We start from the raw sequence: 15,656 nt of genomic DNA, 5'->3' as shown, positions 1-15,656 counted from the left end.
ACAACTTAATTAGAAAGCCATGTTAGCACATTATTTATTATGGGCTAATTATTAGCTTAAGCTGAACAAATGAAAGTAAGCAGTGTTGTGAATATGCATAAAAAAGCCCACGTGCTAAAAGCATATGGGCTTGGTTTCTAACAAGCGAAACTTTTATTGTCTAGAATTAAACAATTTTCTTCATTGCAGACATGTAGCCACGTAGTTTAGCACCTACTTTTTCAACAGGGTGTTCACGCAGTGCCGCATTGATTTGAATTAATGTTTGGTTATCAACTTGGTTACTGTGCTCGCCAAGGCCTTTACCAATAATGTCTGTATCAACGTTTTTCATAAAATCAGCAAGTAATGGTAAACATGCATGGTTATATAGGTAACATCCATACTCTGCAGTGTCAGAAATTGTACGGTTCATTTCAAAAAGCTTTTTGCGTGCAATAGTATTAGCAATTAATGGCGTTTCATGTAAAGACTCGTAGTAAGCTGACTCTTCAATAATACCGGCTGCTGTCATGGTTTCAAAAGCAAGTTCAACACCTGCTTTTACCATTGCTACCATTAAAATACCGTTATCAAAAAATTCTTGTTCTGAGATTTCTACATCGCCTGCAGGAGTCTTTTCAAAGTTAGTTTCTGCTGTTTCAGCGCGCCATTTAAGTAAATTTACGTCATCGTTATTCCAGTCTTCCATCATGGTGCGTGAAAAAGTGCCGTCGATGATGTCATCTTGGTGCTTATTATAAAGCGGGCGCATAATTAGTTTTAGCTCTTCACTTAGTTCAAACGCTTTTACTTTTGCAGGGTTTGAAAGTCGGTCAAGCATGTTAGTAACGCCGCCGTACTTAAGTGCTTCGGTAATTACTTCCCAACCGTATTGAATTAGTTTTGATGCGTAACCAGCATCAATGCCTTTTTCTATCATTTTATCAAAACATAAAATAGAGCCAGTTTGTAACATGCCACATAAAATGGTTTGCTCGCCCATTAGATCAGATTTAACTTCGGCGATAAATGATGATTTAAGTACACCTGCGCGATGTCCGCCAGTACCCGCTGCATACGCTTTAGCTTGTGCTAAACCAAAACCTTGAGGGTCATTTTCTGGGTGAACTGCAATTAGAGTTGGTACACCAAAACCACGTTTGTATTCTTCACGGACTTCAGAACCAGGACACTTAGGCGCAACCATGATTACGGTAATGTCTTCACGCACTTGCATGCCTTCTTCAACAATATTAAAGCCATGAGAGTAAGCAAGTGTAGAGTCTTTTTTCATAAGCGGCATAATCGCACTTACTACAGCGGTATGTTGTTTATCTGGCGTTAAGTTAAGTACTACGTCTGCTGTAGGAATTAATTCTTCGTAAGTGCCTACAGTAAAGCCATTTTCAGATGCATTAAGGAAAGATTGACGGCGCTCAGAAATGGCTGATGCACGTAATGTGTATGAAACATCTAAACCAGAGTCACGTAAGTTTAAGCCTTGGTTTAAACCTTGTGCGCCACAGCCTACAATAACGAGTTTTTTACCTTTAAGTGCATCAACGCCATCGGCAAATTCGGCTGCGTCCATAAATTCACATTGCGCTAATTGCGCTAATTGCTCGCGTAAAGGTAAGGTATTGAAATAATTCGCCATTGTTAGTGTCCTATAAAGTAATATTTGTTAGATGCGCAATGTTTACTGCGCTTACAAACACCATATGTAAAATAGTTACTTGCGTAAAATGATATATTTGAATTAAAGTGTTTCATAATATGAAATACTGGGTTTGGCATGGATCATAAACATTTAAACTACTTTTTAGCACTGGCTAAAACACTTCATTTTGGCCGCGCAAGCGAACTTTGCCATATAAGTGCGCCTACTTTGAGCCGCAATATAAAACACTTGGAAGAAGAGGTTGGTGTTGCATTATTTATACGCGATAACCGCAGTGTTAAATTAACACGTGAAGGAGAGTCGTTTATTGATTACGCTACGGCAACGTTAGCCAGTTGGCAACGTTTTAAAGCGAATGTGAAAGATCCACAACAGCATATTTATGGCAATGTTAGTATTTATTGCTCAGTGACAGCTTCTTATAGTTTTTTACATCAAATATTAGAGCAATTACGTGCACAGCATCAGCATATCGAAATAACTTTAAATACCGGTGATCCAGCTTTAGCTATTAATAGGGTACTCGATGGTCACGAGTCGATGGCAATTGCAGCCAAGCCAAATAAGCTTCCTACACAAATAGCATTTGTAAAAATAGGCTATTCACCACTTGTTTTAATTGCACCTAGAATTCATTGTCAGATCACTGAAAAGTTAATAAAGAGCGGTGATAATATTGATTGGTCTGAACTTGAATTTATTGTTCCGGAGCAAGGTTTTTCAAGGCAACGACTTGAGCAGTGGTGGCGTAAAAATAATGTTCATGGAAAGATTTATGCGCAAGTCGCTGGACATGAAGCTATAGTGTCAATGGTGAGTCTGGGTTTAGGTGTCGCAATGGTCCCTAAAATAGTGCTAGATAACAGTCCACTGCAGGATAAGGTACAAGTATTGGATACAAAGAGGGCTACTCCAGAAGGTTTTGAGATTGGTCTAGCTGTCCTTCGTAAAGAGTTAAATGATCCTGCTATTAGTGCTTTATGGAGTATTGCACAAACTTTAGACGCAAGTGCTATTTAAAGGATCAAATATTCATTTAGTTCATAAAATAGTATGAATATTAGTTGCTTATAGGTTTACTATTAATTAACATCAAAAACCTAACAATAAAAAATAATGACGCTTGAGAGTTTATTTTACTATGGATCGTGCCGTATCACTTGCTCATTCTGCTCAATGCCTAAAAAAGGCGATTCCTATGATGGTAAAGTACCGCATGCCGGTTACGCCAATCAATTACGCTATTTGGTATTGTTATATACAAGGTAATAAACCCTCTTTAAATGCAGAGCTTGATCATGTCATTGCTCAGCAACAAACATGCACTCAAGATAGAGCGAAGGCAATATTTGATAAGCATTTAAATAAAGACGATTTAGCGTTATTTCAAGACGTATCCGAAAAATTTCATAGCACAATCGATCAAGTGCAACAAGATTTAGGCATTGCGCTTGAGCATTCAAAAAGTTTTACTACAACCTTGGTTGACTCCCAGAATGAGTTAAATTTGATTACAGATATTAGCTCGTATAATCAAGTGCTTGGGTGCGTTGAACGTTTAACCGACGAATCGATTGCAATGCAAAATCATGCACGTGAGTTTCAAACTAAACTTGCATTTGCTTATAATGAAATAAAAGACTTAAAAGAAGCACTCAATGTTTCAAAAAAAGTTGCTGATACAGACCCTCTTACTGGTTTTTATAACCGAGGTAAGTTTGATTTAGATATTACGGATTTTTGTAAAAAGTATTCTGAGCAAAATCAACACACATCACTTGCGGTTCTCATTATGTTTGATATTGATCATTTTAAGCGTTTTAATGATGACTTTGGCCATCAAAAAGGTGACGAAGTATTAAAGTTAGTAGCAAAAAAAGTGAAAGAAAAAATTAAAGAGACTGCAAAAGTTTATCGTTATGGCGGTGAAGAATTTTGTATTACAGCTTATTTTGACACTATCAACGATATGATGGCATTTGCAGATTGTATTCGTTTGGATATTGCAAAATTGGCTGTTCGTAAAAAAGGTGATACTAATACTAAACGTGCTATTTCTGCGAGTTTTGGTTTGGCTATTCTACGACCATTTACTAATGGCACTGTGTTAGTTGAACGCGCTAATAGAGCGCTTTACATAGCAAAAACTCATGGTCGTAATCGAATAGAGATAGCGCCAGATGTTTAGTTGTTCAAATAATGCACATAAGTTAATTGATATGTATAAAAATTGTGAATGATTGTAACTAGCTAGAGCTAGTTTAAAACGACCTTGCTACTATGGGGCACTTAATAATTTTCACACACTTTGACTTATACTGATGCGGTTTAACTTTTCAATATTAACAGCTTTTTTGCTGATCACTTTAGTTGCATGCTTTGCTGCCAATGGACAGCAAGCTAAAAATGTAACACAAGAGTTTGAAGAGCAACATATAGCTATAGAGCAGTGGCATTTTAGTCTAAGCGCTGGTGCTGGAGTTGTTACAAACCCATTACGAGGTGGGGACAACATTCCCCTTGTGTTGATTCCGCAGGTGGCTTTTTATGGCCAGCACTGGTTTTTCGATAATGGAAGGCTTGGTTATTCTTTTATACAAAGTCAAAAACATAATTTAAACCTTGTTAGTGAATTAAATGCAGAGTCTCGTTTTTTTATTGATTGGCATCCTACTAATATTTTTACTCTGCAAACGAGTGAGTTAAACAGTCAGTTAGTGCAGCAACAAAGTACTTCATCTCCCAAAAATATCAATATAAATGACATAGAAAAACGCCATATTGCCCTCGATGCGGGCATTGCATATCACTATGTAGATGATGCTAACGTATTTTCTATTCAAGCACTTCATGATGTTACCAGTGTTTATAACGGATTGCGTGGTGCATTGCAGTGGCAATATCATGCTGAAGTTGGAAAGTTAAAAATAAAACCGACGCTTGGAATAAATTATAAATCGGCTGAACTAAATGACTATTTCTATGGACTAAAAACCGACGAAACTCAATTAGGTAAAATTGATGTTGGCAGTAGTTGGCAGCCTTATGCTAAAATCGACGCCCGTTGGCCGCTGAGTAAGGTTAACTCACTTCGTTTTCATTTAGCATATTACAATTATTCGGCTATGGATGGTAGTCCGCTCTTTGAACATGCTTATTCAATGACTGCCTTTATAGGATTAGATCATACTTTTTAATATGAAGTATTTAATGTTTATTGTGTTTATAGCATCGCTATTTAGTGGTTCTTGCAGAGCACAAACCGCTAATTTTAGCGTCTCTCCCAAAGTATGTGTGATTTCTGAGCAACAAGCATTTTGTGATCTTGATTTACAATTTAATTGGCAGCAAGAAGCATTGAGTGATGTTTGTTTATATCAACAAGATGAAAAAATTTATTGTTGGAAACAGCAACGTTCGGGGCAATTCAATTATAAAGCGCGGGTTCAGGTAGAGACCATATACTCCCTAATCAATCCTCACACGGGTGTACTATTAGCAAAAATACAGGTTGAAGTACAGAGCGCGCACGCAAAGAAAAATAGGCGCAGACTTCGCTCTCCGTGGAGCTTTTTTTAAATTAGGAGCAACTAATGCCAAAAATTTTACTTGTTGAAGATGATCTCGGCTTACAGCAATTAACAAAAGATTATCTTGAACATAACGGCTTAGAAGTCGCAGTGTTAGATCGTGGCGATGCAGTCTTTGACTACTTAGAAGCTAATCCAGTCGATCTAATTATTTTAGATGTAATGCTACCAGGAAAAGATGGTTTTAGCGTTTGCCGTCAAGTTCGCGATAAATATACTCTGCCTATTCTTATGCTAACAGCCAAAGGTGAAGATTTTGATCAGGTACTTGGTTTAGAGCTTGGTGCTGATGACTACGTTATAAAACCTGCCGAACCGCGTGTATTACTCGCCAGAATAAATGCGCTGTTACGCCGTGGTCAACCTATCGTGAAAGCAAGTGAAGAGTTACAGTTTGGTGATCTAAGCATAGATAAAACAAGCCGTATCGTAAAATTAAATAATAATGAAATAACGCTTACTTCTCATGAATTTGAACTACTTTGGTTACTGGCCTCTAATGCGGGTGAAGTGCTTAGTCGTGAACATGTCCATCAACATATGATAGGACGTCAGTACGACGGTCTTGATCGAACTGTTGACGTTAGGGTATCACGCATTCGTAAAAAACTAGGTGACAATAGCGATAAGCCTTATCGTATCAAAACAGTGTGGGGACAAGGTTATTTATTTGTTTCTGATGCATGGGAATTATAATTAATGTTATGGGTTAGTCGGCTTTAATGGGAAAACTGTTTACGAGTTTATATATTTACATCGTGGTTTCTTTATTCGTAGTAAGCGGTGTAGTTGAACAGTTATGGCCTTATGAAGACTCACAGCAGCAAGTATTATTAGACGATGAGTTTGGGCAATCGCTTTGGTTGCTCTCACAAACTCCTAACGGTCTAAAAAAGCTAGAACATAATTTTGAAAGCCACATAATTGCTCGTCGTGATTTAATATTACCTTTAGCACAACAAGCGAAATTAACAGACAATCACTACCTCTATTTATACGATAAACAACAACGTATTGTATGGTATGTAGAGCTTAGCGAAAATGAACTGCTACAGGTTGGTCCTGTAGGAGTATCAACGTCTACCCCCACTTCTGTTTGGCCATATTTGTTATTACTTATTATTGTTGGTGTGCCTGTCGGCCTTTGGAGCTTTTTACTTTGGCGTGATTTTTCTAAATTACGACACGCATGTGAGGCCGTCGAAGGCTTGCAAGATTTTCAATTAACAAATACCTCTAAATCGTTCTTTTTACCCGTTACCGATACACTAAAAGTAATGCAACAACGTATAACTTTTTTATTAACAGCTCAGCAGGAGCTTACATCGTCTGTTTCTCATGAATTTCGAACGCCGTTGGCACGTCTTAAATTTGCAATTGCTATGCTCCAAGAGCAACTTTTAGATGATAAAAGCGAAAAATATTTAGCTAATATGAGCGCTGATATAAATGAACTTGAATCACTTGTTTCAGAAATGCTTGAATACGCAAGGTTAGACTCTCAGCAACCAAGTTTACAGTCTGTAAGTTGTGATCTAGTCGGATTGGTTAAAACAAGTATTGAAAAGCTAAATTTTGACACGCGAACTAGACTTATAAATAACTTGCCTGATAAGTTAAGCTATAAATGCGATAGTCATTTCATTGCTCGCGTATTTCAGAACTTGATTGGTAATGCTATTAAATACGCAACAAGCCAAGTAAAAGTAACACTGCTTACAGAGCCTCGCAGCATACTATTTATTGTTGAAGACGATGGAATAGGTATCGCTGAAATGGAGCGAGAAAATGTGTTTAAACCTTTTACGCGCCTCGATAAGAGTAGAGACAAAAAAACAGGTGGGTTTGGTTTAGGACTCGCTATTGTGAGTAAAATTGTATCTTGGCATCAAGGTGATTACTGGGTTGAAAAATCAGTCCTTGGTGGGGCTAAATTTGTCATTAGCTTGCCGCTAAAAAGTAGTTTCATGGAGGATATAAAAAAAGCGCCTTAAGGCGCTTTTTTTGTGGTTAAAACCAAAATCAACAAGTAGCAAAGTAGTAGACCGTGTATTTTAAAAATAGTTTCCAATTATTTTATTTTTTTTCTAATAACGGCATCAACATTTGCTCAAGCCCATTCAACTTTACTTCGTACATCATTGCTAATTGACTACCTAGTTTTGAATCAGGGAAGCCTTGTTGCTTAAACCACACAAGATAAGGCTCTGGCAGCATTAATAATGGGCGTCCTGCATATTTTCCAAACGGCATCTTGGTATTAATGGCAAGTTTTAATTGTTCTGGATCCATTCACTTACTTCAATGTATAAGACATAGTTAAGTGTAAGGTGTTTTAAGGAAATAAAATAGGCTGTGACGGGCAAGAAACAGCCTATTGAGTGAGGGAGTAGGCCCTCTTAATTAAGAATTTATGTTAGAAAATTAAACTTAGTTGAACTTTAATTAGCTGGAGTCTAATTAATTAAGTCTTAGAACATGAAGCTTATTTAACCAACACGAACAGTTTACCTGTTTTTTTACATGTTAGTTGGCCCGCTTGTAAAGGAATGTAAATAGAATTGATTTTCAGTCATCAAAAAGTATTAAAATAGATGTACAGTTCATTATTTTTATTTTTTAGCTAGTGTTTGTTGATCTTTCCGGATTAAAATTTGTTCTAACTTGGGGGGATTTATACCAATCTGCTTCTATATGGAGTCTATTTAACGGTAAGAAAATTGCGCCGAACTAGGCAAATTTTTTTACCTAGTTGTTCTAAATAAAAATTATTAACACGTTTCTACGTTCTGATAACGCCCATTACCTACATCCCTGTCTCTTGAACACAACTTTTCTGTCTGCTGAATTGATATTAACAATTCGGCAGATTCGACCATTTCTGCTAATTTCAACCACCCCTTCCAGAGTGCTTTTACGCCAACTCGACCATTTCTTTTACTGTCATACCACCCTCCCAATTTCGCTAAACTATAGTATAGCCAATGGAGAGACGGTACTTTATCCGGCAACACATCCTTTTCAACCTTTGCCCATAGTAATTTCCACGTCAACTCTTTAACACACGTTGTACATCTCACTTCTTTGTCTAATTCACTCCTTTGCGCCATATTTTGCAGCTGTAATAACCTGACAGCAATAAACGCTTTAATGATCGCAATTCGTAAAATATTATCACTGTGCTGCAAACGTAAATCTTCTACTTCGGTTCCATCTGTTTTCCATGTTTTATGAAACTCCTCTACACGCCAGCGAAGTTCATAGTATCTTACTAATTTCTGGGCATCTTCTGCTGTGTTTACGGGCTCTGTCGTATATAAAATCCAACATAATGGATTTTTTTGCGTACTTTCTTTTTCCTGACAGACAATGACATTGACGCTCAATGTCGGTGATTCTTGCCCTTGTACTCGCTTAGGCTTGGCGAGTGTTATAGGTTGATAGCTCAATGTAATTCGGGCCTGACGCGCTTTTCTTCCCGCACGTTGCGCTATATTAATAGTGTAACAACACTGACCCTGCGCTGTTTCTATTAACTGATTGAGATTGCATTGAGGCTCTATTAATTTTCTATTTTCTTTTGCTCTGACTAAAAATCGATGCCCTTCATCTTTTTGGTAAGTCATGTACTCATAAATGTCAGCTTCTCTGTCGCAGATGTTAAGTATATTTGATAATTCACCTGTACGTTTTTTTATATCCATTAATGTTTGTTGCCAGCGATAGCTTTCTTTCTCTTCGTAAGGGCGTTGCTGTTGTTGATCTTTAGTCCCTTTAACCTTTGATTTCCTAAACCAATAGTATTGGTCGAGTAAACCAATAACGTGCTCCGTATCTGCATCAATTGCTAAAGTTGAATGCGCATATAGCGTTCTTGTTTTTGATGGTTTTCCTAATGTATTTGCACAGTTCACATCGCCTAATTCTTTGCAAACACTGTGTTTAAATGTCAATCCTGTCGTATCTTGGATAGCGAGAACCAAAGGCAACTGCTTTACCGCTTCACTCGTTTGTGAGAATCCTGAATCGGCAATCGCTTGAGGGGATATTTTCTCATTTCTAATGAAACGATAAGCGGCTTCAATTTTTGCAGGTGTATCAGAAGCCTTAACAATTGAGCTGTCTGCATTCTCAGCCATATCGCTTGCTAGTAGAGCTAATCGTCGGGTGCGTCTCGGATCTCCTAAATTAGCGTTACCAAAAATTAATTGAGCCCATTCTTCAGAAGTGTTTGTGTGCATATGATAAATCTATGAGTGATGATGATCGATTAGATCACAGACTTAACGATATTCAAAGACTTGTGTATAAGAGACAGACCTACATCCGTGTAGGAAAAAAGCTTAAATTATCTTTAGTAATTGTTAAGGACTAGATCTCACTTTACGTAAACAGTTTTTGTTTTACATGTTCAGCAAAACCACTACCAGCCTCTAGGTAAAAGTTATAGGTCGAGTGTACGCCCATATCTTCAAGCTCTTTTTGTTGATCTGGGTAGTTTGCAATGGCAGTTACCTGACCTTTATAACCTGAGGCTTGGAGCTGCTCTAAAGCAAAAATATTCTGCATATGCTTTGGCATAGTAAGCATAACCATTTCTACATGAGAGTGGTTTACGCGTTGCCAAAAGTCGGGATCGGTTGCATCTGCAATCAGCACTTTTCTGCCTCTATTAATATGTTTATCAACCACCTCAGGTTTTATGTCAATACCAGCAACTAAATTTGGGTGCGTAGCGTTAATTGTTTCGTATGCACCAGTACCAATTCGACCCATTCCAAAAATAACTATTTTAGTATCGTTCAGATTTACAGGTAGTTCTTCTGCTAAGCGTGTTTTACTTTCGAACTTTAATAGCCAATGTTCTACTTTTACATATAACTCGTTGGAACGCTTGTTTAGAGGAGATGCAATCACAAAGGTGATAGAGACAGCGATAGCCATTACCGCTAACCATTCAGAGGTAATCATCCCCGTTGTAGCCGCTACCGCACATACAATAAGGCCAAACTCACTGTAATTGGATAAACTAAAGGCTGTAAGTAGCGACGTACGAGCACGTAGTTTAAATGCATTTGTAAATAAATAATAAAGGGCTATTTTAATCGGTAATACAAAAATAAGTATGATGGCAATAATTAAAGAATTAATCGTTAGCTCGGCATTTAAGCCAATGCTTAAGAAAAAACCAACCAGTAATATATCTTTTAAATTAAGTAACGATTTTGATAATTCGCCAGCTTTTTTATGCGGTGCAAACATCATTCCTATTATAAGTGCTCCTAAATCACCTTTAAGGCCTGCATATTCAAATGCGTTATAACCTGCAATAAGGGCAAAGAAAAAGCCAAATAATGGGAGTAGCTCACCATGTTTAGAGCGATTAAGCACCCAGTACATAAGAGGGCGCAATAAAGGTAGAGCAACAATAAGCGCTAACGCCCAAACATTAGGGACTTTGCCTGTACTAATTGCTAAAAATATTACGGCAAATATATCTTGCATTACCAATATACCAATGGCAATTTTGCCGTGTAAGCTTGCCATTTCTCCGCGTTCTTCGAGTACTTTCACCGCAAATACAGTACTAGAAAAACTTAGGGCAAACCCAACTAATAAGGCGCTTTGCCAACTCAAGTCGACAAAAAGAGGGAGGGCGAAGACCCCAAGCAATAACATAAAGCCACTGAATAAAGCACTACTAAAAATAATGTGAAGCGTGGCTGGTGCCCAGACTTGCGGTTTCATTAAGCTATTAACTTTGAGTTTTAAGCCAATGCTGAATAATAAAAGGGTAACACCAAGGGCTGCAATTGTATCAAGCAATTCTGTACTTTTATAACCCGATAAATTTAAAGCAAAGCCTGCTAATAAAAAGCCAATAAGAGGAGGTAGTTTTAATTGGTAAACAGCAAAACCACAAACAAACGCGGTAGCAAAATAGATTAGTTCCATAATTCTTAATATCACTTCATTTGGTATTGCAGTGTAGCGAAAAACTCATATCAATGAAAATAAATATAGTGTAAAGACATGCTCATTTAATGAAGTTGATACCTTACTGCGTATGAAAAATGCTCATATAACACGTATTTAATCGTAAATAGCATGTAAATAACACTTTTTCACTGACAACCGCTTTTAAATATGGTTAAGATGCGATAACGAAGAGGTTTAAGTTAGAGCATATAACAGAGCCGCTCAGCTTAAGGAGAAATATATGTTTAAAAAGATTTTAGCATCGGTAGGTATTGGTGCCGCTAAAGTAGACACTATTTTAGAGACAGAGCACTTGCAACCAGGCCAGCTTTTCAATGCACAAATTGTGATTACTGCGGGTGATGTAAGCCAAGAAATATCAGGATTAGATTTGCTACTAATGACTCGTGTTAAAGTAGCAGGAGATGATGGGGACTATTTTACTAATCATGTAATTGATCAGTGGCGCATCACTGAAATTGGTACAATTGAGCCTGGCGAAGTTAAAAGTATTCCTTTTGAGGCGCGTCTTCACTCTGAAACACCAATTACAGAAATTAATGCAGGTTACAATCAATCTCACGTTTGGCTAGAAACTGGTTTGGATATTGATTTAGCACTTGACCCTACTGATAAAGACCATTTGCATATTTACCCTAATGAAGCAGTTAAAACTTGTATGCAGGCAATGGAAAAATTAGGTTTTAGCTTAGCTAAAGCTGATGTGGAGAAGGGGCATTTACGCGCATCTACATTTCAGTCTGTATCTGGCTGTTATCAAGAGCTTGAATATAAACCTAATAGCAGAAGCTTATTTGGCATTCAGGAAATTGAATTGTCGTTTGTGCCGGAAGCGCATAAAACACATGTTTTAATTGAGCTCGATCGTGCTTTTAAAGGTGATGGTTATATTGACGTAACAATAGAGCATGATCATGTTAATCTTTCACAGCTTTGTGATCAGTTAGAGCGTTTATTTGCTTAATACTCGCCAGTGATTTAAATAAACCCAGCTTAGGCTGGGTTTTTTGTCTATAGGATTTAATATGCAGTTTAAATGTGAGTCATTTGAGGCTTTTGATACACATACACTTTTTACTATTGTTCGTGGTCGGGTGGATGTGTTTGTAGTTGAGCAGGCTTGTCCTTACCCAGAGCTTGATGATCATGATGTTGCTGTAACTACTCGGCACATATATAGCATTGATAATAATAAGTTGCTTAGCTACGCTCGTTGTTATGATAGAAACGCGCAGTACAGCTCAATAGGGCGTGTTTTAGTGAATGAAAAGGTACGAGGCAAAGGTTATGCAAGTGAGCTTGTAGTTACAGCTATAAATTGTTGTAAAGACCAGTGGCCTGAGCGTGATATTTACATTGGCGCGCAAACATATTTACTCGACTTTTATCGCTCATTTGGTTTCGAAAGTGTGGGGGAAGAGTACCTTGAAGATGGTATTCCTCATCAAGACATGATTTTAAAAGTGGTTTAGTGATTTTAGTTACGCTAAGTGACTTAATTTAATAGCTAACAAAATAGCCCACAAATGTGGGCTATTTTTATAGTGCTTAACCTAATAACGAATGTAAAAAAACTGTACCTATTGCTAGTGGGCATACAAACTTAGTATACCAAGGCCATATTTTCCAAAAAAATGTATTATGGACTTCAGGGTTTCCCTGCTGAATAGCTTTGAGTAGTGAACCCCTGTACCAAATCCAACCAACAAATATGCAACACATTAACCCTAATAGTGGTTGGGCAACTTTCGTTGTAAGTGTTATAACCAGACCAAATAAAGAGCTGAGATTGCATACAATTATAATACTAACGACAGCAATTAAAGCGCCAATGAACCAAGTAGCTTGCACACGTTTCATTGCAAAGCGTTCTACTGTGTATGATACCGGTGCTTCAAGCATTGAGATTGATGATGTTAGCGCTGCTATGCTCATCAACGCAAAAAATGCAAAGCCAACAAATAAGCCTACGCTACCCATACCATCAAATAATGCAGGTAGTACTTGGAATACTAATGTATCTTCTGATAACAGCTTCCCTGTTACCGGTGAAAATATTTCTATGCCTTGTGCTTGAGCGACATACATTGCAGGAATAATAAGTAAACCTGCTACAAAGGCAATGAAGACGTCAATAAGAGTTACATAAGCACCTAATGAAACGAGGTTCTCTTTTTTACTAATGTATGAGCCATAAATAATCATTACACTGGTACCCAATGATAATGAGAAAAAAGCTTGGCCTAACGCACTGACTAATAACTGAGGATCAAAAATAGAAGAAAAATCAGGAACTAAGTACGCCTTTAAGCCTTCCATTGCGCCATTTTGCGTCATTACATAAGCAATTAATGAAAATAAAATTCCCAGTAATGCAGGCATTAAACGCTTTGACCATTTTTCTATACCATTTTCAACACCTCGACTAATAATAGCGACGGTTAATAAGATAAAGACCATAGTAAATATAATATTTCGCGTAAGTGATTGCTCGCTTAGCCATGTGGATGTAGAGTTTGCACCAACAAGCGTCGCTATTGGCTCTGCTGTTGCGCTGAGCATCCAACCGGCAACAATCGCGTAAAAACTTAATATAAATCCAGCACATAAAATACCGCCAAAACCCACAATAAACGCGAAGTGTTTTTGCCAAGGCCTATTAGATATTTTTTGAAGCGATGAAACTGCATTTGCTTGACCATGGCGACCAATCATAAGTTCGGCCATTAAAGCTGGGTAAGCCAAAAAGAACGCGAGTACTAAATATGCTACTAAAAAAGCAGCACCACCATTGCTGGCTGTTTGTGTAGGGAATCCCCAAATATTACCCAAGCCAACAGCAGAACCTGCGGCGGCCATAATAAAACCAAAACGAGAACTAAACTCGCCTCTAACTGCGCTCATATTATTGTACTTCTCTATTTTTTGACGGCGCAGACAATCTACTGGAAATGTAAAAAAATAAAAAGTGCTTATTTGCTGATCTCACACAATTTAGTATGCCAGTAGTATGGTATACGCGATGTTTTTAATAAATGTTACTGTATAGTTATAGTTAACAGGTTGTTTTTGTTTTTAAAATGTTAATTACAGGGTGTAATTAATGCTTTACGCTTTGTGATGTTGATCGATAATGAGTGTAAAGCAGGCTCCACCTAATTGGTTACTTTTACTTACTTTTACGCTGCCATGATGCCAATCAGCTACTTTTTCAACAATCGCAAGGCCTAGCCCATAGCTTTTATCTGCGCGGTTACGATGTTCTTCTTCTTTGAAAAATGGGCTAAATACGTTGTTAAAATTTTCTTTTGCTATACCAGGGCCATCGTCTTCAACAGTGATTACAAGCTGGTGTTCGTACACTTTAGCACTTAGATAAATATGTAGCTCTGCGAAGTCACAAGCATTATTTAATAAGTTAGTTATTGCACGAGCAAGCCAATGTAAGTCGGCATTGATAATGTCACTTGAGCTATTAAGTTGTACGTTGAGCATTTGCGATTCAAATTTAGGTGCAAGTTGTATTAATATATCACTGAGATAGTGCTTAATATTAGTTGAAGAGTAGGTCAATTTGTTGGCATTTTGCTCAAGCGTTGCAAAGGCTAAATAGCTTTTTAACATAGACTCCATATGGTCTAAATCGCTTTCCATACGGGATAAATATTTTTTTATTTGTTGCTCATCATAGCTATCAATAGCCGCATCTAATCCAAAGCGCAGGCACGCAATGGGTGTACGAATATCGTGAGATAAGCTTGACGCCATTAGTTTATTTTCGGCGACTAGTTTTTCTATCTGACTGGCCATTCTGTTAAATGTGAGCTCTACATCTTTTATGTAGGTGAAGTGCGACACTTTAATTCTTGCTTGTACATTACCTGAGGCAAACTTTTTAGCTGCTTCATTTAAGACTGTTAAGCGCTTTGCAAGAGGGGTAATAATAAACCCCATAAATACGCACAAACCAGCATAAAATAGTAGTGTTAAAAATATATCATTGCGCTGCTCAGTATCTACGCGTTTGTCTAACCGCATTGATATATGAAAGGGGCTTAATATTTGACTACTATAAAGCATATAGAAGCCTTGTTGATCTTCTAAAATCAACCCACCGGCAGTGTGCATCTGTAATAATAATGAAGGAGGTAGTGCGAGAGATTCATTGTGCTTGTAATCAATTAATAAATTAAACTCATTCGCTAGTTGCTTTACATAACGACCACGTTCAGAAGTTGGGATATTAGCTAATTGTTTGCTAAAGCCCATTATCATCTTACTTTGCACACTAAATTCATCTTCTGAGGTTTGTGTTTGTTGGCTAAATGCATCAATTAACCAGCCAAGTACAACGATAGATAAAAGCGCACTGCTAAGTAGTGAAATATAAAACTTCTTCACTT

At 37.5% G+C, this 15,656-nt stretch carries 14 protein-coding genes; 8 read left to right on the top strand and 6 right to left on the bottom strand.

The window, feature by feature from the left end:
* Window positions 1-166: 166 nt before the first annotated feature.
* Entirely contained in the window at window positions 167-1,639 is a 1,473-nt protein-coding gene (ilvC, locus tag LOS73_RS16545; RefSeq protein ID WP_457934007.1) for a ketol-acid reductoisomerase, read from the bottom strand.
* Between the two features lie 138 nt (window positions 1,640-1,777).
* Here ilvC and ilvY point away from each other — a divergent pair, with 138 nt between their 5' ends.
* The 6 genes from ilvY to LOS73_RS16515 all read left to right on the top strand — a co-directional run bounded on the left by ilvY (window position 1,778) and on the right by LOS73_RS16515 (window position 7,247).
* Window positions 1,778-2,683: an HTH-type transcriptional activator IlvY gene (gene ilvY, locus LOS73_RS16540; protein ID WP_457934006.1), complete on the top strand. Its 906-nt coding sequence runs from the start codon at window positions 1,778-1,780 to the stop codon at window positions 2,681-2,683.
* Window positions 2,684-2,804: 121 nt separating this feature from the next.
* Window positions 2,805-3,851: a GGDEF domain-containing protein gene (locus LOS73_RS16535; RefSeq protein ID WP_457934005.1), complete on the top strand. Its 1,047-nt coding sequence runs from the start codon at window positions 2,805-2,807 to the stop codon at window positions 3,849-3,851.
* 133 nt (window positions 3,852-3,984) lie between these two features.
* On the top strand, window positions 3,985-4,860 hold the full coding sequence (locus tag LOS73_RS16530) for a MipA/OmpV family protein (protein WP_457934004.1): 876 nt from the start codon (window positions 3,985-3,987) through the stop codon (window positions 4,858-4,860).
* Window positions 4,861-4,873: 13 nt separating this feature from the next.
* Complete coding sequence (locus LOS73_RS16525; protein WP_007378649.1) at window positions 4,874-5,242, top strand: DUF3019 domain-containing protein; 369 nt, start codon at window positions 4,874-4,876, stop codon at window positions 5,240-5,242.
* Between the two features lie 14 nt (window positions 5,243-5,256).
* The gene (locus LOS73_RS16520) at window positions 5,257-5,949 is read left to right on the top strand and encodes a response regulator (protein WP_007378650.1); all 693 of its coding nucleotides are present in this window, start codon (window positions 5,257-5,259) and stop codon (window positions 5,947-5,949) included.
* A 26-nt stretch (window positions 5,950-5,975) separates the two neighbouring features.
* Complete coding sequence (locus LOS73_RS16515; RefSeq protein ID WP_457934003.1) at window positions 5,976-7,247, top strand: ATP-binding protein; 1,272 nt, start codon at window positions 5,976-5,978, stop codon at window positions 7,245-7,247.
* A gap of 82 nt (window positions 7,248-7,329) precedes the next feature.
* Here the strand turns inward: LOS73_RS16515 and LOS73_RS16510 are convergent, their stop codons facing one another.
* The 3 genes from LOS73_RS16510 to LOS73_RS16500 form a co-directional block, all read right to left on the bottom strand.
* Complete coding sequence (locus LOS73_RS16510; RefSeq protein ID WP_008136951.1) at window positions 7,330-7,545, bottom strand: DUF3820 family protein; 216 nt, start codon at window positions 7,543-7,545, stop codon at window positions 7,330-7,332.
* Between the two features lie 479 nt (window positions 7,546-8,024).
* On the bottom strand, window positions 8,025-9,494 hold the full coding sequence (locus LOS73_RS16505; protein WP_457934002.1) for an IS4 family transposase: 1,470 nt from the start codon (window positions 9,492-9,494) through the stop codon (window positions 8,025-8,027).
* Between the two features lie 142 nt (window positions 9,495-9,636).
* Window positions 9,637-11,208, bottom strand: a complete 1,572-nt coding sequence (locus LOS73_RS16500) for a cation:proton antiporter family protein (RefSeq protein ID WP_033028584.1) — start codon at window positions 11,206-11,208, stop codon at window positions 9,637-9,639.
* Window positions 11,209-11,473: 265 nt separating this feature from the next.
* Between LOS73_RS16500 and LOS73_RS16495 the strand changes: the two genes are divergently transcribed.
* Both LOS73_RS16495 and LOS73_RS16490 read left to right on the top strand, forming a co-directional pair.
* Window positions 11,474-12,217 (top strand): sporulation protein, encoded by a 744-nt coding sequence (locus LOS73_RS16495; protein WP_007377795.1) that lies wholly within the window; start codon window positions 11,474-11,476, stop codon window positions 12,215-12,217.
* A gap of 61 nt (window positions 12,218-12,278) precedes the next feature.
* Entirely contained in the window at window positions 12,279-12,725 is a 447-nt protein-coding gene (locus tag LOS73_RS16490) for a GNAT family N-acetyltransferase (protein WP_008136946.1), read from the top strand.
* A 76-nt stretch (window positions 12,726-12,801) separates the two neighbouring features.
* Here LOS73_RS16490 and LOS73_RS16485 read toward each other — a convergent pair whose 3' ends face one another.
* Together LOS73_RS16485 and LOS73_RS16480 are read right to left on the bottom strand one after the other, a co-directional pair.
* A complete protein-coding gene (locus tag LOS73_RS16485; protein ID WP_342863747.1) occupies window positions 12,802-14,157 on the bottom strand; it encodes a sodium-dependent transporter in 1,356 nt (451 codons plus the stop codon).
* 204 nt (window positions 14,158-14,361) lie between these two features.
* Window positions 14,362-15,654 (bottom strand): ATP-binding protein, encoded by a 1,293-nt coding sequence (locus LOS73_RS16480; protein ID WP_007377792.1) that lies wholly within the window; start codon window positions 15,652-15,654, stop codon window positions 14,362-14,364.
* Window positions 15,655-15,656: the final 2 nt, after the last annotated feature.

Source organism: Pseudoalteromonas sp. SCSIO 43210 (genome assembly GCF_054133285.1).
The sequence above is the reverse complement of the archived record's forward strand: the minus strand, read 5'-3'. Positions and strand labels throughout refer to the sequence as shown.

What these genes read in the sequence shown, in the direction of transcription:
- LOS73_RS16520 (WP_007378650.1), top strand. Translation starts at nt 5,257, where the DNA reads ATGCCAAAAATTTTACTTGTTGAAGATGATCTCGGCTTACAGCAATTA.
- LOS73_RS16490 (WP_008136946.1), top strand. Translation starts at nt 12,279, where the DNA reads ATGCAGTTTAAATGTGAGTCATTTGAGGCTTTTGATACACATACACTT.
- LOS73_RS16505 (WP_457934002.1), bottom strand. Translation starts at nt 9,494, where the DNA reads ATGCACACAAACACTTCTGAAGAATGGGCTCAATTAATTTTTGGTAAC.
- LOS73_RS16525 (WP_007378649.1), top strand. Translation starts at nt 4,874, where the DNA reads ATGTTTATTGTGTTTATAGCATCGCTATTTAGTGGTTCTTGCAGAGCA.
- LOS73_RS16495 (WP_007377795.1), top strand. Translation starts at nt 11,474, where the DNA reads ATGTTTAAAAAGATTTTAGCATCGGTAGGTATTGGTGCCGCTAAAGTA.
- LOS73_RS16535 (WP_457934005.1), top strand. Translation starts at nt 2,805, where the DNA reads ATGGATCGTGCCGTATCACTTGCTCATTCTGCTCAATGCCTAAAAAAG.
- LOS73_RS16510 (WP_008136951.1), bottom strand. Translation starts at nt 7,545, where the DNA reads ATGGATCCAGAACAATTAAAACTTGCCATTAATACCAAGATGCCGTTT.
- LOS73_RS16515 (WP_457934003.1), top strand. Translation starts at nt 5,976, where the DNA reads ATGGGAAAACTGTTTACGAGTTTATATATTTACATCGTGGTTTCTTTA.
- LOS73_RS16485 (WP_342863747.1), bottom strand. Translation starts at nt 14,157, where the DNA reads ATGAGCGCAGTTAGAGGCGAGTTTAGTTCTCGTTTTGGTTTTATTATG.
- ilvY (WP_457934006.1), top strand. Translation starts at nt 1,778, where the DNA reads ATGGATCATAAACATTTAAACTACTTTTTAGCACTGGCTAAAACACTT.
- ilvC (WP_457934007.1), bottom strand. Translation starts at nt 1,639, where the DNA reads ATGGCGAATTATTTCAATACCTTACCTTTACGCGAGCAATTAGCGCAA.
- LOS73_RS16500 (WP_033028584.1), bottom strand. Translation starts at nt 11,208, where the DNA reads ATGGAACTAATCTATTTTGCTACCGCGTTTGTTTGTGGTTTTGCTGTT.
- LOS73_RS16530 (WP_457934004.1), top strand. Translation starts at nt 3,985, where the DNA reads ATGCGGTTTAACTTTTCAATATTAACAGCTTTTTTGCTGATCACTTTA.